Source organism: Pseudobutyrivibrio sp. JW11 (genome assembly GCF_900115355.1).
GTDB lineage: Bacteria > Bacillota > Clostridia > Lachnospirales > Lachnospiraceae > Pseudobutyrivibrio > Pseudobutyrivibrio ruminis.
In genome coordinates, this window is record NZ_FOWB01000017.1 from 29,544 (window position 1) to 54,625 (window position 25,082).

32 protein-coding genes are annotated in these 25,082 nt (G+C 39.0%); all 32 read left to right on the forward strand.

All coding sequences use genetic code 11. From position 1 onward, the window contains the following. The first annotated feature begins 19 nt into the window (after positions 1-19). The 32 genes from rplE to BM102_RS12385 all read left to right on the forward strand — a co-directional run bounded on the left by rplE (position 20) and on the right by BM102_RS12385 (position 25,068). Positions 20-565: a 50S ribosomal protein L5 gene (gene rplE, locus BM102_RS12230; protein WP_033153076.1), complete on the forward strand. Its 546-nt coding sequence runs from the start codon at positions 20-22 to the stop codon at positions 563-565. Between the two features lie 10 nt (positions 566-575). Beyond that, the gene (locus BM102_RS12235) at positions 576-761 is read left to right on the forward strand and encodes a type Z 30S ribosomal protein S14 (RefSeq protein WP_028234421.1); all 186 of its coding nucleotides are present in this window, start codon (positions 576-578) and stop codon (positions 759-761) included. Positions 762-801: 40 nt separating this feature from the next. Next, positions 802-1,203 (forward strand): 30S ribosomal protein S8, encoded by a 402-nt coding sequence (gene rpsH, locus BM102_RS12240; RefSeq protein ID WP_028234420.1) that lies wholly within the window; start codon positions 802-804, stop codon positions 1,201-1,203. A gap of 84 nt (positions 1,204-1,287) precedes the next feature. Next, on the forward strand, positions 1,288-1,827 hold the full coding sequence (gene rplF, locus BM102_RS12245; RefSeq protein ID WP_033153082.1) for a 50S ribosomal protein L6: 540 nt from the start codon (positions 1,288-1,290) through the stop codon (positions 1,825-1,827). Positions 1,828-1,845: 18 nt separating this feature from the next. Next, entirely contained in the window at positions 1,846-2,214 is a 369-nt protein-coding gene (rplR, locus tag BM102_RS12250) for a 50S ribosomal protein L18 (RefSeq protein ID WP_044938681.1), read from the forward strand. Positions 2,215-2,225: 11 nt separating this feature from the next. Beyond that, positions 2,226-2,735, forward strand: coding sequence for a 30S ribosomal protein S5 (gene rpsE, locus BM102_RS12255; RefSeq protein ID WP_033153084.1), 510 nt, complete (start codon positions 2,226-2,228; stop codon positions 2,733-2,735). 13 nt (positions 2,736-2,748) lie between these two features. Beyond that, complete coding sequence (rpmD, locus tag BM102_RS12260) at positions 2,749-2,934, forward strand: 50S ribosomal protein L30 (protein WP_015548343.1); 186 nt, start codon at positions 2,749-2,751, stop codon at positions 2,932-2,934. Positions 2,935-2,951: 17 nt separating this feature from the next. After that, positions 2,952-3,395: a 50S ribosomal protein L15 gene (rplO, locus tag BM102_RS12265; RefSeq protein ID WP_033153085.1), complete on the forward strand. Its 444-nt coding sequence runs from the start codon at positions 2,952-2,954 to the stop codon at positions 3,393-3,395. Then, positions 3,395-4,711, forward strand: a complete 1,317-nt coding sequence (gene secY / locus BM102_RS12270; protein WP_033153086.1) for a preprotein translocase subunit SecY — start codon at positions 3,395-3,397, stop codon at positions 4,709-4,711. The genes rplO and secY overlap by 1 nt, the downstream gene beginning before the upstream one ends. Before the next feature lie 101 nt (positions 4,712-4,812). After that, positions 4,813-5,457 (forward strand): adenylate kinase, encoded by a 645-nt coding sequence (locus tag BM102_RS12275; protein WP_033153087.1) that lies wholly within the window; start codon positions 4,813-4,815, stop codon positions 5,455-5,457. 1 nt (position 5,458) lies between these two features. Continuing rightward, positions 5,459-6,259, forward strand: a complete 801-nt coding sequence (gene map / locus BM102_RS12280) for a type I methionyl aminopeptidase (RefSeq protein ID WP_033153088.1) — start codon at positions 5,459-5,461, stop codon at positions 6,257-6,259. Further along, positions 6,250-6,516, forward strand: a complete 267-nt coding sequence (locus BM102_RS12285) for a KOW domain-containing RNA-binding protein (protein ID WP_044938672.1) — start codon at positions 6,250-6,252, stop codon at positions 6,514-6,516. The genes map and BM102_RS12285 overlap by 10 nt, the downstream gene beginning before the upstream one ends. Continuing rightward, positions 6,509-6,727 (forward strand): translation initiation factor IF-1, encoded by a 219-nt coding sequence (gene infA, locus BM102_RS12290; RefSeq protein ID WP_015548337.1) that lies wholly within the window; start codon positions 6,509-6,511, stop codon positions 6,725-6,727. Before BM102_RS12285 ends, infA begins: the two co-directional genes overlap by 8 nt. A gap of 126 nt (positions 6,728-6,853) precedes the next feature. Then, positions 6,854-6,967 (forward strand): 50S ribosomal protein L36, encoded by a 114-nt coding sequence (gene rpmJ / locus BM102_RS12295; RefSeq protein WP_004604068.1) that lies wholly within the window; start codon positions 6,854-6,856, stop codon positions 6,965-6,967. A 204-nt stretch (positions 6,968-7,171) separates the two neighbouring features. Next, the gene (gene rpsM / locus BM102_RS12300; RefSeq protein ID WP_044938667.1) at positions 7,172-7,540 is read left to right on the forward strand and encodes a 30S ribosomal protein S13; all 369 of its coding nucleotides are present in this window, start codon (positions 7,172-7,174) and stop codon (positions 7,538-7,540) included. A 35-nt stretch (positions 7,541-7,575) separates the two neighbouring features. Then, complete coding sequence (gene rpsK, locus BM102_RS12305; RefSeq protein WP_015548335.1) at positions 7,576-7,968, forward strand: 30S ribosomal protein S11; 393 nt, start codon at positions 7,576-7,578, stop codon at positions 7,966-7,968. A gap of 16 nt (positions 7,969-7,984) precedes the next feature. Further along, positions 7,985-8,578 carry a 30S ribosomal protein S4 gene (gene rpsD / locus BM102_RS12310; RefSeq protein WP_033153092.1) on the forward strand — a complete coding sequence of 198 codons (594 nt, stop codon included), beginning with the start codon at positions 7,985-7,987 and terminating at the stop codon, positions 8,576-8,578. Between the two features lie 174 nt (positions 8,579-8,752). Then, the gene (locus BM102_RS12315) at positions 8,753-9,712 is read left to right on the forward strand and encodes a DNA-directed RNA polymerase subunit alpha (RefSeq protein ID WP_033153098.1); all 960 of its coding nucleotides are present in this window, start codon (positions 8,753-8,755) and stop codon (positions 9,710-9,712) included. 136 nt (positions 9,713-9,848) lie between these two features. Then, positions 9,849-10,373, forward strand: a complete 525-nt coding sequence (locus BM102_RS12320) for a bL17 family ribosomal protein (protein ID WP_033153100.1) — start codon at positions 9,849-9,851, stop codon at positions 10,371-10,373. Between the two features lie 187 nt (positions 10,374-10,560). Then, positions 10,561-11,925, forward strand: a complete 1,365-nt coding sequence (locus BM102_RS12325; protein WP_090482378.1) for an MATE family efflux transporter — start codon at positions 10,561-10,563, stop codon at positions 11,923-11,925. A gap of 124 nt (positions 11,926-12,049) precedes the next feature. After that, positions 12,050-12,829, forward strand: a complete 780-nt coding sequence (locus BM102_RS12330; RefSeq protein ID WP_090482381.1) for a glucose 1-dehydrogenase — start codon at positions 12,050-12,052, stop codon at positions 12,827-12,829. A gap of 98 nt (positions 12,830-12,927) precedes the next feature. Next, entirely contained in the window at positions 12,928-13,965 is a 1,038-nt protein-coding gene (locus tag BM102_RS12335) for an ABC transporter substrate-binding protein (RefSeq protein ID WP_044938655.1), read from the forward strand. 73 nt (positions 13,966-14,038) lie between these two features. Next, positions 14,039-14,962: an ABC transporter permease gene (locus BM102_RS12340; RefSeq protein WP_044938652.1), complete on the forward strand. Its 924-nt coding sequence runs from the start codon at positions 14,039-14,041 to the stop codon at positions 14,960-14,962. Beyond that, positions 14,962-15,759 carry an ABC transporter ATP-binding protein gene (locus tag BM102_RS12345; RefSeq protein ID WP_074791617.1) on the forward strand — a complete coding sequence of 266 codons (798 nt, stop codon included), beginning with the start codon at positions 14,962-14,964 and terminating at the stop codon, positions 15,757-15,759. Before BM102_RS12340 ends, BM102_RS12345 begins: the two co-directional genes overlap by 1 nt. A 133-nt stretch (positions 15,760-15,892) precedes the next feature. Continuing rightward, positions 15,893-17,896, forward strand: a complete 2,004-nt coding sequence (gene ftsH / locus BM102_RS12350) for an ATP-dependent zinc metalloprotease FtsH (protein WP_081822045.1) — start codon at positions 15,893-15,895, stop codon at positions 17,894-17,896. A gap of 5 nt (positions 17,897-17,901) precedes the next feature. After that, on the forward strand, positions 17,902-19,773 hold the full coding sequence (uvrC, locus tag BM102_RS12355; RefSeq protein ID WP_090482384.1) for an excinuclease ABC subunit UvrC: 1,872 nt from the start codon (positions 17,902-17,904) through the stop codon (positions 19,771-19,773). A gap of 31 nt (positions 19,774-19,804) precedes the next feature. After that, positions 19,805-20,734, forward strand: a complete 930-nt coding sequence (gene hprK, locus BM102_RS12360) for an HPr(Ser) kinase/phosphatase (protein WP_044938645.1) — start codon at positions 19,805-19,807, stop codon at positions 20,732-20,734. A 14-nt stretch (positions 20,735-20,748) separates the two neighbouring features. After that, positions 20,749-22,146, forward strand: coding sequence for an aminopeptidase (locus BM102_RS12365; RefSeq protein ID WP_177194969.1), 1,398 nt, complete (start codon positions 20,749-20,751; stop codon positions 22,144-22,146). Next, positions 22,139-23,065, forward strand: a complete 927-nt coding sequence (gene murB, locus BM102_RS12370; protein ID WP_090482391.1) for a UDP-N-acetylmuramate dehydrogenase — start codon at positions 22,139-22,141, stop codon at positions 23,063-23,065. The genes BM102_RS12365 and murB overlap by 8 nt, the downstream gene beginning before the upstream one ends. Beyond that, a complete protein-coding gene (gene rapZ, locus BM102_RS12375; RefSeq protein ID WP_090482394.1) occupies positions 23,062-23,934 on the forward strand; it encodes an RNase adapter RapZ in 873 nt (290 codons plus the stop codon). Before murB ends, rapZ begins: the two co-directional genes overlap by 4 nt. Continuing rightward, entirely contained in the window at positions 23,935-24,777 is an 843-nt protein-coding gene (whiA, locus tag BM102_RS12380) for a DNA-binding protein WhiA (RefSeq protein WP_090482397.1), read from the forward strand. 42 nt (positions 24,778-24,819) lie between these two features. After that, positions 24,820-25,068, forward strand: coding sequence for an HPr family phosphocarrier protein (locus BM102_RS12385; protein WP_044938633.1), 249 nt, complete (start codon positions 24,820-24,822; stop codon positions 25,066-25,068). Positions 25,069-25,082 lie beyond the last annotated feature (14 nt).

The following is a 25,082-nucleotide window of genomic DNA, read 5'->3' on the forward strand; positions in this document are numbered from 1 at the left end:
AAGAAAGGAGAACAGTTCGTTGAGTAGATTAAAAGATCAGTATCTTAATGAAATCGTACCAGCAATGGTTGAGAAGTTTGGATACAAGAATATTATGGAAGTTCCTAAGATCGAAAAGATCGTTGTCAACATGGGTGTTGGCGAAGCAAAGGACAATGCTAAGCTTCTTGAGTCTGCAGTCAAGGATATGGAAATGATTACAGGCCAGAAAGCTGTTACAACAAAGGCAAAGAATTCAGTTGCTAACTTCAAGATTCGTGAAGGTATGGCAATTGGCTGTAAGACTACACTTCGTGGAGAGAAGATGTATGAGTTCGCAGATCGTCTTATCAATCTTGCACTCCCACGTGTTCGTGACTTCAGAGGTGTTAATCCTAATTCATTCGATGGTAGAGGAAACTATGCACTTGGTATCAAGGAGCAGATCATCTTCCCTGAGATTGAGTACGATAAGATTGACAAGACTCGTGGTATGGACATTATCTTCGTAACTACAGCTAAGACAGATGAAGAGGCTAGAGAATTACTTCGTTTATTCAATATGCCTTTCGCTAAGGAAGCATAGGAGGAAAGTTATGGCAAAGAAGTCAATGAAAGTAAAGCAGCAGCGCACAGCAAAGTTCTCTACACAAGAGTACAGTCGTTGCAAAATCTGCGGTCGTCCACATGCATACCTTAGAAAGTATGGTATTTGTAGAGTATGTTTCCGTGAGTTAGCTTACAAGGGACAGATCCCTGGCGTAAAGAAAGCTTCATGGTAAGATAACGAGCACAGATTGATAATTAGGAGGAAATTGCATCATGACAATGAGTGATCCAATAGCAGATATGCTTACAAGAATCCGTAATGCAAATACTGCAAAACATGATACAGTAGATGTTCCTGCATCAAAGATGAAGGTTGCAATTGCAGACATTCTTGTAGATGAAGGATTTATCACAAAGTACGACATCGTTGATAATGGTAACTTCAAGGATATCCGTGTTACATTAAAGTACGGTGCAAACAAGAACGAGAAGATTATTTCTGGTATTAAGAGAATTTCTAAGCCAGGTCTTCGTATTTATGCTGGTAAGGACGATATCCCATACGTTTTAGGTGGACTTGGTATCGCTATCCTTTCAACAAACAAGGGCATCATCACAGATAAGGAAGCTCGTAAGCTTCAGGTTGGTGGCGAAGTTCTTGCATATGTTTGGTAATCATATCCAAACAAGTAACTAATTACCTAAAGTATAACCCGGTTACAGAAGCCGGACATACAGTAAATTTAAGGAGGTACGGGCATGTCACGTATAGGAAGAATGCCAATCGCAGTTCCAGCTGGTGTTACAGTTGAGATTGCAGAAAATAATCATGTGACTGTAAAAGGTCCTAAGGGTACTCTTGAGAGAACACTTCCATCTGAGATGGATATTAAGCTTGAGGGTGCAGAAGTTGTTGTTACTAGACCTAATGATTTAAAGAAGATGAAGTCTTTACATGGTCTTACAAGAACACTTATCAACAACATGGTTGTTGGTGTTACAACAGGCTATGAGAAGACTCTTGAAGTTAACGGTGTAGGTTACAGAGCATCTAAGGCTGGTAAGAAGCTTACTCTTAACCTTGGTTACTCACACCCAGTAGAGATGGAAGATCCAGAGGGTATCGAGTCAACAGTTGACGGAAATAAAATTATCATCAAGGGTATCGACAAGGAAAAGGTTGGTCAGTACGCTGCCAACATCAGAGATAAGAGAAGACCTGAGCCATATAAGGGTAAGGGTATTAAGTACGCTGATGAAGTTATTAGACGTAAAGTCGGTAAGACCGGTAAGAAATAGTAAAGGAGTGAATGTAAAATGGTAAGTAAGAAATCTAAATCAGTAATTCGCCAGACAAAGCATAGAAGACTTCGTAACACTCTAGCCGGTACTGCAGAAAGACCACGTTTAGCAGTGTTCAGAAGCAACAATCACATGTATGTTCAGGTTATTGATGATACATGCGGAAATACACTTGTTTCAGCATCTACTCTTGACGCAGACGTTAAGGCAGATCTTGCAAAGACAAATAACGTAGAAGCAGCTACAAAGCTCGGTACAGTTATTGCTAAGAAGGCACAGGAAAAGGGAATCAAGGAAGTCGTATTCGACAGAGGTGGTTACATTTATGCCGGCAAGGTTGCAGCTTTAGCAGATGCAGCTAGAGAAGCTGGATTAGAATTCTAGGAGGAGAACACATGAAACGTGAAATCATTGACGCTAGCCAGTTAGAGTTAACTGAGCAGGTTGTAGAAATTAAGCGTGTAACAAAGGTTGTTAAGGGTGGACGTAACATGCGTTTCACAGCTCTTGTTGTAGTAGGCGATAAGAACGGACACGTTGGCGCTGGACTTGGCAAGGCAGCTGAAATTCCAGAAGCTATCCGCAAGGGTAAGGAAGATGCTATGAAGAAGCTTATCACAGTTAAGCTTGATGACAACCATAGTATTACACACGACATTCAGGGTAAGCACACAGGCGCTTCTGTACTTCTTAAGAAGGCACCAGAAGGTACTGGTATCATCGCTGGTGGTCCAGCTCGTGCCGTATGTGAGCTTGCAGGTATCGGAAATATCCGTACAAAGTCACTTGGATCATCAAATAAGCAGAACGTTGTTCTTGCTACAATCGAAGGACTTAAGTCTCTTAAGTCACCTGAGGAAGTAGCAAAGGCTCGTGGCAAGAAAGTTGAAGACATTCTTGCTTAAGGAGGAAAGGTAAATGGCAGAGAAGAAGTTAAGAGTAACACTCGTAAAGTCTACAATCGGTGCTGTTCCAAAGAACAAGAAGACTGTAGAAGCACTTGGCCTTAGAAAGGTCAACAAGACTGTTGAGCTTCCTGACAACGACAGCGTTCGAGGAATGCTTAGAATGGTCAATCACTTAGTAAAAGTTGAAGAAATTTAATAGAAGGAGGTGCCATAATGGATTTATCTAACTTACAGCCAGCAGAAGGCTCAAAGCATAGTGATAATTTCAGAAGAGGCCGTGGTCACGGTTCAGGTAATGGCAAGACTGCTGGTAAGGGTCATAAGGGACAGAAGGCTCGTTCAGGCGGAAGCATTAGACTCGGATTCGAAGGTGGACAGATGCCTTTATACAGACGTCTTCCTAAGCGTGGTTTCAAGAATAGAAATACAAAGGAAATCGTTGGTATCAATGTTTCTTATTTAGAGAGATTTGATAATGGTGCTACTGTAACAGTTGATACACTCGTTGAGAGCGGTATCATCAAGAACCCTCGCGATGGCGTTAAGATTCTTGGCGGTGGTGAGCTTACAAAGAAGCTCAACGTTCAGGCAAACGCATTTAGTGCTAGCGCAAAGGAGAAGATTGAAGCCTTGGGCGGAACTGCAGAGGTGATCTAATGTTTCAGACACTACGCGATGCTTTTAAAATTAAAGATTTAAGAAGACGAATTGGTTTTACATTTTTAATGCTTATTGTTGTTAGGCTTGGAAGCTTGCTTCCAGTGCCTGGCATCAATGGCAATGCCTTTAGCAGTCTCTTCGCGGATAGTGATAGTGCATTGAACTTTTTTGATTCAATCACTGGTGGTTCATTCTCATCAATGTCAGTTTTCGCATTGAACATCACTCCATACATTACATCTTCTATCATTATGCAGTTGCTTACAATTGCATTTCCTAAGTTAGAAGAAATGCAGCGTGATGGTGAACAAGGTAGAAAGAAGATGACACAGATTACTCGTTATCTTACAATCGCCTTGGCACTTGGTGAGTCTATCGCAATGGCAGTTGGTTTTGGAAGAAGTGGTTATCTTGTAACATACTCAGTTCCATTCCTCAACTATGTACTTGTTGTTGTAGCACTTACAGCTGGATCTGCAGTACTTATGTGGATTGGTGAGAGAATTACAGAAAAGGGTATTGGTAATGGTATTTCAATAGTTCTTACTATTAATATCATTAGCCGTATTCCTTCTGATTTAACAAAGCTCTATGAGCAGTTTATGGCTGGAAAAACGATTCCAAAGGCAGTGTTAGCTGCAGTTATTATTGCTGCAATAATTATTGCTCTTGTTGTATTCGTTGTTATACTCCAGAGCGCAGAGAGACGTATTCCAGTACAATATTCAAATAAGATTCAGGGAAGAAGACAGGTTGGTGGCAATTCATCAATCATCCCTATGAGAGTTAACACCGCAGGTGTTATCCCTGTCATCTTCGCTCAGTCATTACTTCAGACACCTGTTATGATTGTTCAGTTATTGAACAAACAGCCAAGCGGTGTTTGGGGCAAGATTTTAAGTGGAATGAGTCAGTCTAATTGGTTTAATCCTTCAAATTGGATTTACACAATTGGAGCACTTGTTTATGTATTGCTTATTATTGGTTTTGCATATTTCTATACAGAGATTACTTTCAATCCTTTGGAAATTGCAGAGAACCTTAAGCGTTCAGGTGGATTTATTCCAGGTATACGACCAGGAAAACCTACTTCAGATTATTTAACAGCAATCTTAAAGCATGTTATTTTCATTGGAGCAATTGGTCTTTCAATCGTAGCATTACTTCCTATCGTCTTTAACGGTTTGGTTGGCGCTAGTGTTTCATTTGGTGGTACATCAATCATCATTATTGTTGGTGTTATCGTAGAAACATTAAAGCAGGTTGAATCTCAGATGATGGTTCGTAATTATAAAGGATTTTTAAATGACTAATTGTCATTTTGACACTGAGGGAGATACGTGATTTTCGCGTATCTCTTAAGGTGTTTTTTACAGAATTTTTTACAAAACATCTAAGCAGGAGGGTTTGTTGAATGAAGATTATTATGTTAGGTGCACCTGGTGCAGGCAAAGGAACACAGGCAAAGCAGATTGCTGCTAAGTATTCAATTCCTCACATTTCTACAGGTGATATATTCCGTGCCAACATTAAAAATGGTACTGAACTTGGAAAAAAGGCGAAGGAATACATGGATCAGGGTTTGCTTGTTCCAGATGAACTTACTTGTGATCTTGTAATGGACCGCATTGCACAGGATGATGCTAAGAACGGATTTGTATTAGACGGATTCCCAAGAACTATTCCTCAGGCAGAAGCACTTGATGCTGCACTTACTAAAATTGGACAGTCAATGGATTATGCTATCGACGTAGATGTTCCAGATGAGAATATTATCAATAGAATGTCAGGTCGTAGAGCTTGTTTAAATTGTGGTGCTACATATCATATCGTTTCTATTCCACCTAAGAAGGAAGGCGTATGCGATACATGTGGCAGCCAGTTAGTATTAAGAGATGATGATAAACCAGAGACAGTAAAGAAGAGACTTGATGTTTATCATGATCAGACACAGCCTCTTATTGAATACTATAAGGGTAAGGACATTTTGAAGTCTGTTGATGGAACTCAGCCTATGGAAAAGGTTTTTGAGGATATCACTGCTATTTTAGGAGCTTAAGATGTCAGAAGTTATAACTATTAAAACTGATGAAGAAATTCAATTGATGCGTGAAGCTGGAAAGATTTTAGCACAGGTTCATGAAACGTTAGCTAAAGAAATTCACGAAGGAATGTCTACATTAGACGTGGATCGATTGGGTGAAGAAGTAATTAGAAGCTATGGCTGTGAGCCAAATTTCAAAGGTCTTTATGGATATCCAGCAAGTGTGTGTGTATCCGTAAATGATGAAGTTGTTCACGGTATTCCTACTGACGACCATATCCTTGTTAATGGAGATATTGTTAGCTTGGATACAGGAGTTCTTTACAAAGGATACCATAGCGACGCTGCTCGTACAGTTGGTGTTGGAGAAATCAGTGAAGAAGCAAGACTTCTTATTGAAAGAACACGTCAATCTTTCTTCCAAGGTATGAAATTTGCTACAGCTGGTAATCATTTATATGATATATCAGGCGCGATTGGCGATTATGCAGAGAGCTTTGGGTACGGAGTAGTTAGAGACTTGGTTGGACATGGTATTGGTACTTCGCTTCATGAAGCACCTGAAATTCCAAACTTCAGACGAAGATTTAGAAGAGGTCCAAAACTAATCAAAGGCATGACACTTGCTGTAGAGCCAATGATAAACGCTGGTAGCTGTGATGTAGCTTGGATGGATGATGAATGGACAGTAGTTACAATGGATGAGTCATTATCTGCTCATTATGAAAATACAATTGTAATTACAGACGGCGCTCCTGAAATTCTTACACTGACACCTACAGAACTTGCAAATCCGGAGGGAAATAAATGGATTTAATGCTTGCAACATCTAAGGCTGGTCATGATAAGAAACAAATATACTTAGTTCTTAAAGAAGATGATGAGTATTGTTATCTTGTAAATGGAACAACTAAACTTGTTGCCAAGCCTAAAAAGAAAAAGAAAATTCATTTACAGCTAATAAAAAATATTCCGTCTGATGTTTTAGAAGAAGTAAAAGATATTGAAACATTAGATGATGTATCAATAAAAAGAATTCTTAAAGTTTATAATAGGAGGAACAAAGATGTCTAAGGCAGATGTTATTGAAGTTGAGGGAGTGGTAGTTGAAAAACTTCCTAACGCTATGTTTAAGGTAGAGCTTGAAAACGGTCATCAGATTCTTGCTCATATCAGTGGTAAGTTAAGACAGAATTACATTCGTATCTTACCAGGTGATAAGGTTACAATCGAAATGAGTCCATATGATCTTTCTAAGGGAAGAATTATTTGGAGAGATAAGTAAAAATAATTAAAAATTTGTTGACATACATTAAAACGCCCGGTATACTATTAAACGGACGTTTTTAAGATGTTCAAATATAGATTGACCACAACCTTTGAATAAAAGGGCATGGAAAGGAGGAAAATCGTGAAAGTAAGATCTTCTGTAAAGCCTATGTGCGAGAAGTGCAAGGTCATCAAAAGAAAGGGTAGCATTCGTATTATCTGCGAGAACCCAAAGCATAAGCAGCGTCAGGGTTAATTCCTGTTTGTTTATGTAGCATTTTATTATGTGCGGCTGCAGTCTAAAGAGTATCTAATTTAGGCTGTTCATAATAAATAGGCCTATCATACCGAGGCCAATTTGTTCCAGATATGGGTGTACACACATTTCAGGCCGAGTAATCGGAGCTGTATTACTTATATCGCTTATTAATAGTAGAAATTTATGGAGGTGTAAACACACATGGCTCGTATTGCAGGTGTAGATTTACCAAGAGACAAGAGAATTGAAATTGGTTTAACTTACATTTACGGAATCGGTAGAGTAAGCTCAAACAAGATTCTTGAAGCAGCTGGTGTAGATCCTAGCACACGTGTTAAGGATTTAACTGACGAAGAAGTTAAGAAGATTAGCACAGTTATTGACGAAACTATGACTGTAGAAGGTGATCTTAGAAGAGAAGTAGCTCTTGATATTAAGAGACTTCAGGAAATCGGATGCTACAGAGGTATCCGTCATAGAAAGGGTCTTCCTGTTCGTGGACAGAAGACTAAGACAAACGCTCGTACTCGTAAGGGTCCAAAGCGTACAGTAGCAAATAAGAAGAAGTAATTATATTCATAGAAAGAAAGTAGGTTAGTTTAATTATGGCTAAAGTTGCAAAGAAGACAACAAAAAAGCGTGTAAAGAAAAACGTTGAACACGGACAGGTACATGTTCAGGCATCTTTCAATAATACTATCGTTACTATTACAGATGCTCAGGGTAACGCTCTTTCATGGGCAAGTGCTGGTGGTCTAGGATTTAGAGGTTCAAGGAAATCTACTCCTTATGCTGCACAGATGGCAGCAGAGACAGCAGTTAAGGCTGCTTTAGTTCACGGTTTAAAGAGTGTAGATGTATTCGTAAAGGGACCAGGTTCAGGACGTGAAGCTGCAATCAGAGCAATCGATGCAAACGGCGTTCAGGTTCTTACAATCAAGGATGTTACTCCAGTTCCACATAACGGATGTCGTCCACCAAAGCGTAGAAGAGTCTAATTAGGAGGGAAATCTAATGGCAGTTAATAAGACACCAGTTCTTAAAAGATGTAGATCTCTTGATTTAGATCCTACATTTTTAGGATATGATAAAAAGTCACGTAGACAGAAGAATAGAGGAAGAGGCAAGAAGTCTGAGTACGCTCTTCAGCTTCAGGAGAAGCAGAAGGCTAAGTTCATTTATGGCGTACTTGAGAAGCCTTTCCGTAATTATTATGAGAAGGCTGACCGTCAGAAGGGTATGACAGGTGAAAACCTTATGACAATGCTTGAGAGCCGTCTTGATAACGTAGTATTCCGTATGGGATTTGCTCGTACAAGAAAAGAAGCTCGTCAGGTTGTTGATCACAAGATGTTCCTTGTAAACGGCAAGCCAGTAAATGTTCCTTCATATCTTGTAAAGGCAGGCGATGTTATCGAAGTTCGCGAGAAGTCAAAGAGCCTTCAGAGATTTAAGGATATCGCAGAGGTTACAGCTGGTAGAACAACTCCAGAGTGGGTTGATGTTGATGCTGAGAACCTTAAGGGTACAGTTAAAGAGCTTCCTAATAGAGAGCAGATTGATGTACCAGTAGACGAGATGCTTATCGTCGAGTTATATTCAAAATAATAATTATTAGTAAATGTTTACAAAAAGCACTTATACAAGCTTGCTTGTATAAGTGCGATTTGTTACAATTTTACTATGTGGCAATAAGTAATCTGATGGAATATTTATTAAATATTCCTTTTTTAGAGTCTAGTACATTAAGTTTCATAATTTATGAAATAAGGAGGCAATGTAGTGTTAAATTTTGAAAACCCAAATATTGAAATCGTAGAGATTTCTGAGGACAAAAAATACGGCAGATTCGTTGTTGAACCCCTTGAGAGAGGTTATGGTATAACACTTGGTAATTCACTTCGCAGAATTATGCTTTCGTCTCTGCCAGGAGCTGCAGTTAGCCAGATAAAGATTGAAGGCGTTCTTCATGAGTTCAGTGCCATTCCAGGTGTAAAAGAGGATGTTACTGAAATCGTAATGAACATCAAGGAGCTTGCTATTAGAAATAATAGCTCTTCAGATGAGCCAAAAACAGCATATATTGAGTTCGAGGGAGAGGGAGTTGTTACAGCTGCTGATATCCAGGTTGACTCTGATATCGAGATTATCAATCCTGATCTTGTTATTGCACATCTTAATGGTGGTAATGATTGCAAGCTTTACATGGAGCTTACAATTACAAAGAATCGTGGATATATCTCTGCAGATAAGAACAAAACTCCAGATACTCCAATCGGTAAGATTGCAGTTGACTCAATTTACACACCAGTAGAGCGTGTAAATATGACAGTTGAGGACACTCGTGTAGGCCAGGTTACAGATTATGACAAGCTTACACTTGATGTATATACAAATGGCACAATGGGTCCAGATGAAGCCGTTTCTATGGCTGCAAAGGTACTCAGCGAGCATTTAAATCTTTTTGTTAACCTTTCAGATGCTGCTCAGGATCTTAGCGTTATCGCTGATAAGCCTGATGATACAACAGGTAAGACTCTTGAAATGAGCATTGATGAGCTTGAGCTTTCAGTTCGTTCATACAACTGCTTAAAGAGAGCTGGTATCAACACAGTAGCAGAGCTTTGCGACAAGTCACCAGATGACATGATGAAGGTTCGTAACCTTGGTCGCAAGTCAATGGAAGAAGTAGAGCAGAAGCTTAGCGAGCTTGGTCTTTCACTTAGAATGGTAGAGGACTAGTTCGAGAGCATATAGTAACAGGAAATAATACGTGACGGATAAGACCGATGAGCACTGTCGCGCATGCCTTTCCATTAATCAAGTTACGGGGTAAGACCGATGAGCACCTGTAACGCCAGTTATAAGGAGAAAAGAAATGGCAAAGTACAGAAAATTAAGCAGAACATCATCACAGAGAAAAGCTCTTTTAAGAAACCAGGTAACAGAGCTTCTTTATCACGGCAAGATTGTTACAACTGAAGCTAAGGCTAAGGAAGTAAAGAAGATTGCTGAGCACATCATTACTCTTGGTGTCAAGGAAAAGGATAACTTCGAAGAAGTTACAGTTCAGGCTAAGGTAGCACGCAAGGACAAAGATGGTAAGAGAGTAAAGGAAGTTGTTGATGGCAAGAAGGTAACTGTATACGATACAGTTGATAAGAAGATTAAGAAGGATTCTCCTTCAAGACTTCACGCTCGTCGTCAGATGATGCAGGTTCTTTACACACCTACAGCTAAGGGTGCTAAGAAGAGCGAGACACACAAGGTTGATATGGCTAACTTTGTATTTGATGAGATTGCTCCAAAGTATGTTGACCGCAAGGGTGGTTACACACGTATCGTTAAGATCGGACCACGTAAGGGCGATGCAGCTATGGAAGTAGTTCTTGAGCTTGTATAATATATATTTGCTTTTTAAACCAGGACATTAGTCCTGGTTTTTTTTATTGAAATAATAGATTCCATATGCATATTGCCTATGGTGAAAAATCTATAATATTATATAAAATGCTAAAATAAATACTATAATAAAAATAAAATGTGGTGTATTCTAAAAGCAAGAAAGAGATTAATGGGAGGTCTTAAATATGGCAGCCGATAGCACAAAGAAAATGACAGAAGGAAGCCCAATGAAGCTTATATTAGGGTTTTCCATTCCTATGCTTGCGGGACTTTTATTCCAACAAATGTACAACCTTGTTGATACTATTATAGTTGGTCAAACATTAGGAGATAATGCATTAGCTGCAGTAGGTTCAACTGGATCTATTAATTTTTTAATCAATGGTTTTTGTATAGGAGTCTGTTCGGGTTTTGCAATTCCTGTTGCCCAACGATTTGGAGCAGAATCCTATGATTCGATGCGTAAGTTTGTAGGAAACTCAATAATAATATCTGGCATATTTGCTTTTGCTATAACATTAGTAGTAAGTATCTTTTGTTATCAAATATTGGAGATTATGCAAACTCCAACTGATATTATCAAGCTAGCGTATTCATATATTTCAATTATATTTTTCGGAATACCGGTTACTTTTCTGTATAATCTTACCGCTGGTATAATGCGTTCGCTAGGAGATAGCAAAACGCCAACCTACTTCTTAATTATGGCAGCAGGAATCAATATTGTATTAGATATTGTTTTTATTATAGTATTGGGCATGAGCGTAGATGGACCAGCACTTGCAACTGTGATATCTCAGTTTATTGCTGGCATAAGCTGTTTGATATACATGAAAAAGAAATTTCCGATTCTTAAGCTGGCAAAAAATGATTTAAAGCTAGGTCCACACCATACTGCTGTCTTAATATCAATGGGTCTTCCATTTGGCTTGCAATACTCTATAACAGCAATTGGCTCGGTTGTTCTACAGACCGCTGTTAATGGCTTAGGTACTGTCGCTGTAGCTTCTATGACAGCAGGCTCTAAAGTATCTATGTTTGTAGTATGTCCTTTTGATGCACTTGGAGGCACTATGGCCACATTTGCAGGTCAAAATGTTGGCGCAAAAGATATCCAAAGAGTTCGAAAAGGTGTATGGACAGCGCAGATGTTAGGAACGATATATGCAATACTCATCTTTATAGTATTGTTCTTTAGTGGAAGTACAATTTTAAGGTTATTTACATCTACGGACATTGTTATTAAACAGGCTAGAATGTTCTTATTGGCAAATAGTATTACCTATACTTTGCTTGCAGGAGTTAATATATTTAGATTTGCAATCCAGGGAATGGGATTCTCCACATTTGCAGTATTTGCAGGTGTAATGGAGATGATAGCTCGTATATTAGTAGCATTTACTTTGGTACCCATGATAGGATTTAGCGGAGCTATATGGGCCAGTCCTGTAGCATGGCTTTTTGCAGATCTGTTCTTAGTTCCAGGATTCTATTATTGTTGTAAAAAATTAACTGATAAGTATGAAGGAGATAAAGTAATCCACATTTAATGTTTGATAATTAACAAACGAATTGTCAGAAAAATACAAAATAAATACAAAATTATGCAAAAATACTTTTACATTTTTCCTGAGATTTTGATACAATGGCATAAAATTAAAGGAGGAAGTTTTTATGGAGAAAAAGTATTTTGATTTGTCGGGACGAGTAGCACTTATAACAGGTTGCTCATCAGGTCTTGGCGTACAGATGGCCAAGGCGTTGGCAGCCCAGGGATGTAATATAGTAGCAGTTGCCCGCCGCCAGAATCTTATCGAAGAGGTGGCAAAAGAGATTTCTGACACATATGGCGTAAAGGCCATAGGAGTTCCTTGCGACATTACAGATACAGAGAAAGTAAATTCTGCAGTAGATAAAGTGCTGGAAGAGTTTGGACGAATTGATATTTTAATAAACAATGCTGGTACAGGTTCAGGTGCCACACCAGCCGAAGATGTTGAAGATGCTCAATTTGAAGGAGAAGTAGCCATTGATTTGACAGGTAGTTTTAAGATGGCCAGAGCTATTGCTAAAAAGGCTATGATTCCAGCCGGATATGGCCGTATTATCAATATTGCTTCTATGTATGGATTAGTAGGTAATAATATTGCTCCAGCAGCTGCATACCACGCTGCAAAGGGCGGTGTTGTAAATCTCACAAGAGCGCTTGCATCAGAGTGGGGGAATAAGGGAATTACAGTGAATGCTATTTGCCCAGGATACTTTGAAACACCACTTACAAAAGAGACATTGGATAGTGAGTTTTTCCAGCAATATGCAAAGACAATGATTCCTCTTAACAGATATGGTAAAGAGGGTGAGCTAGATACAGCAGCAATTTTCCTTGCATCTCCAGCAAGTACATATGTTAACGGTGTAATTCTTCCAGTTGATGGCGGATATACATGTATGTAATCAATATGGGCCTGGTGGGCCCATATTTTTGTTCTTGTTGACTTTAGTGATTAAAAGTGCTAAAGTACTTCAAAGAAGAATAATCAGGAGGGGAAAACATGAAGAAGAAAATACTTGCATCAGTTTTGGCGTCAGTAATGGTTCTTAGCATGGTTGGTTGCGGTACAGATGCAGCCGCTCAAAAGGAAGCAGAAACAGCCACAACAACCGAAACAACAGAAGAAACTACTACAGATGCTAATCAGACATACAATGTAGGAGTAATTCAGTTAGTGCAGCATCCAGCCCTTGATACAGCAACAGAGGGATTTTCAGATGCTTTAAAAGAGAAGCTTGGGGATCAGGTAGAAATTAACGTACAGAATGCTTCTGGTGATACAGCTACATGTGCCACAATTGCAAATTCATTTGTATCAGATAATGTTGATTTGATTATGGCTAATGCAACACCTGCAATGCAGGCTAGTTCAACAGCAACAAATTCTATTCCAATCGTAGCTACATCTATTACAGATTATGGTACAGCACTTGGAATTAAAGATTGGGAAGGTACAACAGGAATCAATGTAACAGGTACATCTGATTTGGCTCCACTTGATGGACAGGCAGAAATGTTAAATGAACTTTTCCCAGATGCAAAAGAAGTAGGAATCATCTACTGCTCTGGCGAGGATAATTCATTATATCAGGCAAATCAGATTACAACATATCTTGAGGATTATGGATACAATGTTACAGCATACACATTCTCTGACTCAGCAGACGTTGCAACAGTAGTTCAGACAGCATGCGGAGAAAGCGATGTATTATATGTTCCTACAGATAATGTAGCAGCAAGTTGCGCTGAAACAATCAACAATGTAGCACTTACAGCAGGCGTGCCAATCATCGCTGGTGAGGAAGGAATCTGTAAGGGATGCGGTATCGCAACACTTTCTATTTCATACTATGATATCGGATATGCAGCAGGTCTTATGGCTTACGAAATCCTTGTTAATGGACAGGACCCTGCTACATATGAGATTCAGTATGCAACAGAGTTTACAAAGGAATATAATCCAGTAATTGCAGAAGCGCTCGGAATTGAGCTTCCAGATGATTATGTTGCAATCGAGATGGAAGAAGAGGCTGAATAATAAGATTTAGCAACAAAATAAAATTATTTTGGGGCAAGGTCAGAAATTTTGACCTTGCTCTTTGGAGTTTAAAATGGGAATTGAAACATTAATTGCAGGAATGCCTGGTACAGTTGCACAGGGAATAATATACGGAATAATGGCACTAGGCATCTACATTACATTCAAATTATTAAATTTTGCAGATTTATCGGTAGATGGATCATTTGCAACAGGAGGAGCTGTTGCAGCAATGGTGATTATATCAGGCCATTCTTGGGTGTTGGCTTTAGTACTTGCATTAATCGCAGGAGCTTTAGCAGGCTTAATTACAGGTGTATTACATACAGTTCTTGGAATTCCTGATATATTGGCAGGTATTCTTACTCAGCTCGCATTATATTCAATAAATTTGAGAATTGCTAAAAATCAGCCAAACACTCCTATTTCAGTAGATAAGTACAATTTGGCTGTTTCACTTAGATATAAAACAGATGCGTTAATCACTGTTCTTGTGATTGCTGTGATTATAATAGCAATTATGTATTGGTTCTTTGGAACAGAAATGGGTTCCGCACTTCGTGCTACAGGAACAAACCCAGCCATGGCAAAAGCCCAGGGAATTAACGTAAATGTAATGAAGGCATTGGGACTTGTAGTATCAAATGCACTAGTTGCTTTTGCAGGCGCACTATTTGCTCAGTTCAATGGTAATGCTGATGTAAATATGGGTAGAGGCGCGATTGTAATAGGCTTGGCATCCATCATTATTGGAGATGTGTTATGTAATGCATTTTTCAAGAAAAAGAGTACATTCTGGCTTGCACTTGGTTTTGTAATTGTAGGTGGTATTCTTTATTACATTTTCATAGCATTTGTATTGTGGCTCAAGATGCCAGCAAATGACATGAAATTGTTCACAGCGATAATAGTAGCAATATTCCTTGCTGTGCCATATTTAAAGAATAAAATGAATAGCTCCTTCTTTAAGGCGGCAAAAAGAGGAGGTAAACGATAATGCTTAATGCTAATAAAATTAGAAAAACTTTTAATGCTGGGACAATTAATGAAAAAGTAGCATTATCAGGTGCATCTCTTTATTTAGAGGAGGGCGAATTCTGCACAGTAATTGGTGGAAATGGTGCAGGAAAATCCACATTTCTTAATGCAATTGCAGGTGTGTGGCCAGTAGATGCAGGTTCTATCTCAATAGATGGTGTTGATGTTACCGGCCTTCCAGAGCACAAGCGTGCCCGTTACTTGGGAAGAGTGTTCCAGGATCCTATGACAGGTACTGCAGCAAACATGCAGATTGATGAAAACATGGCTTTGGCAGCACGTAGAGGAAAAACAAGAGGTTTAGGCTGGGGCGTTACGAAAGCTGAAAGAGAAAGATATCACGAAATGCTAAAGCAGTTGGATTTGGGCTTGGAAGATAGACTTACAGCTAAAGTGGGATTGCTTTCAGGAGGACAACGCCAGGCACTTACGCTTCTTATGGCAACCATTCAGAAGCCAAAGGTTTTACTTCTAGATGAGCACACAGCAGCCCTCGACCCAAAGACTGCAGCAAAAGTTCTTGAAATAACTGATATGTTAATTAAGGAGAATAACCTTACAGCCATGATGGTTACCCATAATATGAGAGATGCCATCCATTATGGTAATCGACTTATCATGATGAATGAGGGCAGAGTTATTCTCAACATTTCGGGAGAAGAAAAAAAGAATCTTACAATTGAGGACCTTTTACATAAATTTGAAGAGGTATCTGGTACAGAGTTCACTAACGATACAGAAATATTATCAAAGTAAATTGTACAAAACCGTCGGCAATGTTTGCAGACGGTTTTGTTTTTTATATCTATTAAAATTTTATTAAAATCATTACTTTTCCACTATTTTATGATAAATTAATATAAGAATTTTCTACAAAACGGAGGCAGTTGTGAACGAGAATAATAACAACCAAAACGGTGGAGATAAAAAGAATAATCGTCAGCCTTTCTACACTTTAGGAATATTAGTGCTTGTGGCACTTTTCTTTACAAGTATGATGTACAGAGGGGCTAGTTCAAATTCAAATCAGGAGATTACTTACACAGAGTTTTTACAGCTTGTCGAAGATGATAAAGTTGCAGAAGTAAACTTCGATAACGATGTCATCAATATTACGCTTGTTGAGGGTGAAACATATGGTATGTCATCTGATGAGGCAAGTGCGCTTCAGCAGATTTATGAAAGCACAGGCCAGTCCACATCTGTAAAGCTTTATACAGCATATCTTCGTGATGATGATTTGCTTGATAAGTTAGATGAACACGGCGTAGAGTATGAAGGAACAATTGCTGACTCCACAGCGGCAATTATCTATAACGTACTTTCATTTGTTCTGCCAATTGTTTTATTATGGGTTCTTCTTGGTTTCTTTATGAAACGTATGGGCGGTGGCCCAATGGGCGTTGGTAAATCAAATGCCAAGCTCTACAATATGGAAAAAGCTACCGGAGTTACTTTTAAGGATGTAGCTGGACAGGATGAGGCTAAGGAATCAGTTCAGGAAATGGTAGATTTCCTGCATAACCCTCGTAAGTACACAGAAATCGGCGCGAAGCTTCCAAAGGGTGCTCTTTTAGTAGGCCCTCCAGGAACAGGTAAAACACTTCTTGCAAAAGCAGTTGCAGGTGAAGCTGGTGTTCCATTCTTTTCACTTGCAGGTTCAGATTTCGTAGAGATGTTTGTTGGTGTTGGTGCTTCACGTGTACGTGACCTTTTCAAGGAAGCACAGAAAGTAGCACCATGTATCGTTTTCATCGATGAGATTGATGCCATTGGTAAGAGCCGTGATGCACATTATGGCGGCGGTAACGATGAGCGTGAGCAGACATTAAACCAGCTTCTCTCAGAGATGGATGGTTTTGATTCAAACAAGGGCTTACTTATCCTTGCAGCTACAAACAGACCAGAGGTACTTGATAAAGCATTACTTCGTCCGGGTCGTTTCGATAGACGAATCATCGTTGATAAGCCAGATCAGAAGGGACGTCTTGAAATCCTTAAGGTTCATTCCAAGGATGTAAAGATGGACGAGACAGTTGATTTGGATGCTATCGCACTTGCATCAGTAGGTCTTGTTGGATCTGATCTTGCAAATATCATTAACGAGGCAGCTATTTTAGCAGTCAAAGATAAGCGTAAGTTTGTAAATCAAAAAGATTTATTCGAAGCATTTGAACTTGTAGCAGTTGGCGGTAAGGAAAAGAAGGATAGAGCGATGAGTGAGAAGGAGCGTAAAATCGTTTCATATCACGAAGTTGGACATGCTCTTGTTTCTGCATTGCAAAAGGATGCTGAGCCAGTTCAAAAGATTACAATTGTTCCTAGAACAATGGGAGCATTGGGATACACACTTCAGACTCCAGAAGAAGAAAAGTTCCTTGAAACTAAGGATGAGTTAATCGCAAAGATTGTTACATATATGGGTGGTCGAGCAGCAGAAGATATTAAGTTTGGTTCGTACACTTCAGGTGCAGCTAATGATATCGAGCAGGCTACGAAGATTGCTAGAGCAATGGTTACTCGATTTGGTATGTCTGAAAAGTTTGGAATGATGGGACTTGCAACAGTAGAGAGCCAGTATCTTGATGGAAGAGCATCATTAATCTGCGGCGAAAATACAGCAGCAGAAATAGATAAAGAAGTTCTTCAGATGATTACAGATGCATATGCAAAGGCTAAGCAGCTTCTTGCAGACAACATGGAATGCCTTGATAAGATTTCAGACTATCTATTTGAGCATGAGACAATTACAGGTAAGGAATTCATGTCAATCTTTAGAGAAATAAAGGGAATTCCTGATCCAGAAGAAAAGAAAGAACCGGAAAGACATAGTCTTTTTGACGATGATAATGATCCACAGAATGTGGTAAAAGATAGTATTTTTGATGAGTAATTTATATGGTAACTGAAAAAGACCTTAGTAAACTCCCGGATCAACCGGGAGTTTATCTAATGCACGGGAAAAATGATGAAATTATATATGTAGGTAAAGCATTGTCTCTTCGTCATAGAGTGAGACAATACTTTCAACCAAGCCATGATGAGGGCCTCAAGAAAAAGCAGATGGTGGCAAATATTGATTATTTTGAGTTTATAGTCACTGACTCTGAATTAGAGGCTCTTATTTTAGAATGTAATTTAATAAAGGAATATCGTCCAAAGTACAACACTATGCTTCGTGACGATAAGACCTATCCATATATTGAGGTTACTTTACAGGAAGCATATCCAAGGGTGCTGTTTTCTAGAAGGATGAAAAAGAATGGTAGTAAGTTTTTTGGCCCATTCACATCTGCAGGAGCTGTTCACGACACTATTGAGCTAGTTCAAAAACTATACAAGATACGAACCTGTTCCCAGAAGCTTCCAGAAAATTTTGGTAAGAACAGACCATGCTTGAACTATCATATTGGTCAGTGCTTAGGCCCTTGCCAGGGGAATGTTCCAGTGGAAGAGTATCGTAAAAACGTAGAAAAAGTAATCGAGTTTTTAAATGGAGATTACGCCGATACAATAAAAGATCTTCAAAGAAAAATGCTTGCAGCATCTGAGGATATGGATTACGAGAAAGCTGCACTTTACAGAGATTTAATTGAGTCAGTTAAGGCCTGTGCAGGAAGGCAGAAAGCCACCCAGCTTGATGGAGAGGATAGAGATATCATTGCTATGGCGAAGGGCAAAGAGGATGCAGTTGTTCAGGTGTTCTTTATTCGCGGTGGCAAAATGATTGGTAGAGAGCATTTCTTTATTAATGTTCGCGTGGATGATACAGATGAAGATTTGCTTGAATACTTCCTTAAGGATTACTACACAGGTACACCTTTTATCCCTAGAGAAATATTTGTTCAGTTTGAAATGACTGAATCGGAATTAATTGAAACATGGCTTACAAATAAAAAAGGTTCCAGAGTGTACATAAGAACTCCTAAGCGTGGAGCCAAGGAAAAGCTTGTTGAACTTGCGGCTAAAAATGCCCAGATGGTTTTGGATCAGGACAGAGAAAAAATCAAGAAAGAAGAGGGCCGCACAATTGGAGCTATGAAGGAAATAGCTGATATATTAGGACTTCCAGGAGCGAGCAGAATGGAGGCATATGATATTTCAAATATTTCAGGCTTCCAGTCAGTTGGTTCAATGGTAGTATTTGAAAAAGGTAAGCCAAAGCGCTCGGATTATCGTAAATTCAAAATCAAAACCGTTGAAGGTCCAAATGATTACGCATCTATGCATGAGGTGCTGACTCGTCGTTTTTCTCATGGCCTAGAAGAACTTGAAGAAAATGGTGGTGTAATAGAAGACAGCTTTACCAAATTCCCTGATGTTATAATGATGGATGGTGGTAAAGGACAGGTGCATATTGCAGAGCAGGTTATGGCTGAATTAGGGCTTCACATTCCTATTGCAGGTATGGTAAAGGATGATCATCATAGAACCAGAGGCCTATACTATAAGGATGAAGAAATACCTATAGATACACATTCTGAGGGCTTCCAGTTAATTACAAGACTTCAGGATGAAGCACATCGATTTGCAATAGAATATCATCGTAGCCTCAGAAGCAAAGGACAGGTTAGAAGTTTTCTTGATGATATTGAGGGCATTGGACCAAAGAGACGCAAGGCCCTTATGAAAAAATATATTTCTGCAGAAAAAATGGCAAATGCCACGGTGGAAGATTTGATGGATACAGAATCTATGAGTAAAGAAGCAGCAGAGAATGTATACAATTACTTTCACCCTATTAATTCCACAGAAAATGAGCTAAAATAGTCTATGAATTTTCAGTAGATGGGAGGTTTTTATGGCAAATAATAAATTTGTATCAGTAGCAACAATTCAGGAAAGATTTAATCTTACCAATTTCACACCAGAGCTTAATCTTGAAGAGGCTCAGGTAACAGTTGCAGATGTCAATAGACCAGCGCTTCAGCTACACGGATTTTATGAGCATTTTGATTCAAGCCGAATTCAGGTTATTGGAAATGTAGAAGCAGCGTACTTAAATAAAAAGACAGATGAAGAAAAAGCAGAAAGCTTTGCACAGTTATTAACATATGATATTCCATGTGTAATTTTCTGTAGAGGTGAAAAGCCAGGAGAAATATTACTCAAGGAAGCTGTTAAGGCAAATGTTCCTGTATTAGGAACTGATCGTGCTACATCAGAGTTTATGTCAGCTTTGATATATTCTTTAAATAAAGACTTTGCACCATACACAACTATTCACGGAGTATTAGTTGACGTTTATGGTGAAGGTTTGCTTATTACTGGTGAATCTGGAATAGGTAAATCAGAGGCAGCATTGGAGCTTATCCGTCGTGGTCACAGACTTGTATCAGACGATGTAGTAGAAATTCGTCGACCAAACAACGAAAGGTTATACGGACGCGCACCATCAATCACACAGTACCTTATTGAGCTTAGAGGTATTGGAATTATCGATGTTAAATCACTTTATGGTGTTGAGGCTGTAAAGGATGAGCAGCGTATTGATTTAGTTATTAAGCTTGAGGATTGGTCAAAGGAAAAAGAATATGACCGTCTTGGTATGACAGATGAATACATGAACATTCTAGGAATTGATGTAACATGTCACTCACTTCCAATCAGACCAGGTAGAAATCTCGCTATTATTTGTGAGGCTGCCGCAGTAAACCATCGTCAGAAGAAGATGGGCTACAATGCTGCTGAAGAGCTTTACAGGCGAGTTCAGAATAATATTAATGGATAGGAGATGCAAATCTTATGGAACGTAAGAATGCTTGGAGTAAGTATACTTCAGAAAAAGATAAGAAAAAGGTTATGGCCTTTGGTGAAGACTATAGAAAGTTCTTATCAACATGCAAAACAGAAAGAGAATGTGTTTCATTCTTTGTAGAAAAGGCTGAAAAAGCAGGATTTAAGAATCTTGATGAAGCTATTGCAAGTGGTAAGAAGCTTAAAGCAGGAGAAAAGGTTTACGCTGTAAATAAGGGTAAGGAGCTTGCTTTATTTATTGTAGGTACAGAGGATTTAGAGTCTGGCATGAACATTCTTGGCGCTCATATCGATAGCCCAAGAATGGATTTAAAGCAGAATCCATTATACGAGGATTCAGATATCGCATTACTTGACACTCATTATTATGGTGGTATCAAGAAATACCAGTGGGTAACTATTCCACTTGCACTTCACGGTGTACTTGTAAAGAAGAGCGGTGAAGTAATGCCTGTTAACGTAGGCGAGGATGAGAATGACCCAGTATTTGGTATTTCAGATTTACTTATTCACCTTGCGGCAGACCAGATGGATAAGAAGGGTGCAAAGGTAGTAGAAGGTGAAGACCTCAATGTTATCGTAGGAAGCATCCCAGGCTTTGACAAAAAGGGCGAGAAGGAAAAGGAATCTGTAAAGAAGAATATTCTTAAGCTTCTCAAAGACAAGTACGATATTGAGGAAGAAGATTTCATTTCAGCAGAAATCGAAGTTGTTCCAGCCGGTCCAGCTAGAGACTTTGGTTTTGATCGTTCAATGATCTTAGGATACGGTCACGATGATAGAGTATGTGCTTACTCATCATTTATGGCACTTATTGATTGCAAGGAAAAATTAAAGAAGACAGCATGCTGCCTCCTTGTAGATAAAGAAGAAATTGGTTCTGTAGGCGCAACAGGTATGGAATCTAGATTCTTCGAGAATATTTTCGCAGAGCTTTACAATCTTACAGGAGATTATTCAGAGCTTAAGCTTCGCAGAGCTCTTACAAACTGCAAGGTTCTTTCATCAGATGTATCTGCAGCATTTGATCCAAACTATGCATCAGCATTTGAAAAGAACAACTCAGCATATCTCGGACGTGGTCTTGTATTTAACAAGTATACAGGCGCTAGAGGTAAGAGTGGTTCAAACGATGCATCCGCTGAGTATGTTGCAGAGGTTCGTGACATCATGGACAAGGACAATGTATTCTGGCAGACAGCTGAGCTTGGTAAGGTAGATCAGGGTGGCGGTGGAACAATCGCCTACATCATGGGCAATTACAACATGCAGGTAATTGACTCAGGTGTTGCTGTTCTTTCTATGCACGCTCCATGTGAGATTATTTCAAAGGTTGATTTATACGAAGCATTATTAGGATACGAGGCGTTTATTAAATATGCTTAATGAGAAATACCAGAAATTAGCAGAAGAATTAAAAGCACAATTTCCAAAATCTTTAATCCTTTTAGAGGAAGCAATGAAAAGTCATACGACTTTTAGAATAGGAGGTCCGGCCGATATTTATATCGAGCCGGATTATGCCTCTATTATTCCTTTAATTCAATTTCTTAAAGGGCAGGAGATTCCATTTATTGTTATAGGAAATGGAAGCAATTTGCTAGTGTCTGATGAGGGAATCGAAGGTGTTGTTATTTCCATTGGTAAACAATCAAATGACATAACAATCAATGGTGATACAGTGGTTGTAGAAGCAGGTGCTTTGCTTTCAACTGTAGCTAACAAAGCTGCAAAAGCAGGGCTTACTGGAATGGAATTCGCATCAGGAATACCAGGTTCAATAGGTGGTGCAGTATTTATGAATGCAGGAGCCTATGGCGGGGAAATGAAGGACATAATCGAATCAGTCCTTATTCTTACTCCAACAATGGAGCAGAAAACTGTTACACCAGAGGAATTATCAATGTCGTATCGTCATTCATCTTTAATGGAAGATGGAGGATATGTTCTTTCTGCTGTTCTTAAGCTTAGTCAAGGAAATCCAGAAGAAATACAGGCTAGAATTGACGAAATCCGGCAGCAGCGTACTGAAAAGCAACCACTTAATTTCCCAAGTGCGGGTTCTACTTTTAAGCGACCAGAGGGATATTTTGCTGGAAAGCTTATTGATGACACAGGATTGCGTGGATATACTGTAGGTGGTGCCCAGGTTTCAGAAAAACACTGTGGCTTTGTAGTAAATAAGGGCGATGCAACAGCAGCTGATGTTTTACAATTAATGTCAGATGTTAATGATAAAGTATTTAATAAATTTGGAGTTCATTTAGTTCCAGAGGTTCGAATTATAGGGAGGAACGTAAATTGAAGCTATTAATTCTAACAGGAATGTCAGGTGCAGGTAAAAACACAGCATTTAAAATGCTGGAGGATATGGGCTACTATTGCATGGACAATCTTCCAATCCAATTGTTAAAGAGCGTTGTTGAATTGGCTGAGAATGGCGCCTTTGATCAAAAGATTGTTGTTGGAATAGATGTACGTAATGGTAGAGCTATGAAGCTTTTGCCGGATATTTTGCAGGAATTAGACAACGACAACAAACATTTTTCTATTCTGTTCTTGGATGCAGAGGATGATGTGTTAATTAAACGATACAAAGAGACCAGACGTAATCATCCACTTTCTGGTAGAGAAAGAATTGCAGCAGGCATTCAGCAGGAAAGAGAATCTATCGGATTTTTGCGTGATGAGGCAGACTATGTTATCGACACAACCCATCTTTTAACAAGAGAGTTAAAGGAAGAGCTTAAAAAGATATTTGTTGATGATGCAGATTACAAGAGCCTTTTCGTGACTATCATTTCATTTGGCTTTAAGTACGGAATTCCAGAAGATGCGGATTTGGTTTTTGATGTACGATTCTTACCAAATCCATACTATGATACAGACCTTAGGCCGTTCACAGGAAACGACCAGCCAATCAAGGATTTCGTTTTAAAATATGAGGAGTCTCAGATTTTCTTGGAGAAAACAACTGACTTAATCAAGTTCCTGATTCCTAACTATATAAAAGAAGGAAAGAATCAGCTGGTTATTGCAGTTGGATGTACAGGCGGTAAACACAGAAGTGTATGCCTGGCAGATGAGATTTTTGAGGCACTAAATCATGATGAGTCTTATGGACTTAAAATTGAGCATCGTGATATAGGCAAGGATGCTTTGAGAGGAAAATAATTGTCATTTTCAAAAGATGTAAAAGAGGAACTCTTTTCTGTTATTCCTAAAAGTAGGCATTGTATGGTGGCAGAGATGTCTGGCATTTTTCTTATGGAAGGAATAAATGCATTTCAGAACTATTCAGATGAACCATTAAACAGAAAAGTCTTTACTTTATTAAATAAAACACTTAATATAGGAAAAGATGTCACAGCACTGTCTACTGATGTCTTATTGGAGACTAAAAAAATGCTTAAGCTATCCGATGATAGCAAGATAGCAAACGATTTAGTTATTCAACAGCCATGCTGTAAGCGTTCATTTATACGAGGAGCGTTTTTGGCGGCAGGCTCCATTTCAGATCCCAATAAGGGATATCATTTTGAGATTGTATGCAACACAGAAGCTATGGCTTCTCAGCTAACAAAAGTTATGAACACATTCGATGTGGAAGCAAAATATGTTAGCAGAAATGGTAAATATGTTGTATATCTCAAAGAAGGCGCACAAATCGTTGAAATATTACGTGTTATGGAAGCCGCTCACTCTGTAATGGAGTTGGAAAACATCAGGGTAGTTAAAGAGGTGCGAGGCACAATCAATCGAAAAGTCAATTGCGAGACAGCAAACATCGGCAAAACAGTTAATGCAGCTGTTCGACAAATCGAAGCAATTCACCTTTTGGATGAAAAGCTGGGGCTTGATACATTGCCACCACAGCTACAGGAAATTGCTCAGGTAAGACTTGATAATCCAGACACACCGCTAGGAGCCTTGGGACAGTACTTAGATCCACCTATAGGCAAGTCAGGAGTTAATCATCGATTGAAAAAGCTGGTTCAAATGGCAGAACAGTTATAAAAGGCCAGCGTTAGGTTTTATTTAGTTTTTCAGGAGGACGTCATGCAAAAAGAAGTTACTATTCAGATGACAAATTCAATGGAAGCTACACCAATAGCACACCTTGTGCAGTTAGCTAACCAGTTTGGAAGTTCAATCTATTTCGAGATGGATGAAAAGAAGGTTAATGCTAAAAGTATTATGGGTATGATGAGTTTGGTATTGGCTTCAGGATCAAAGGTAGTTATTGATGCTACAGGAGATGATGAAGAAAAGGCTGTCACAGAACTTGCTGATTTCCTTACAAAATAAATTATTATCGAGGG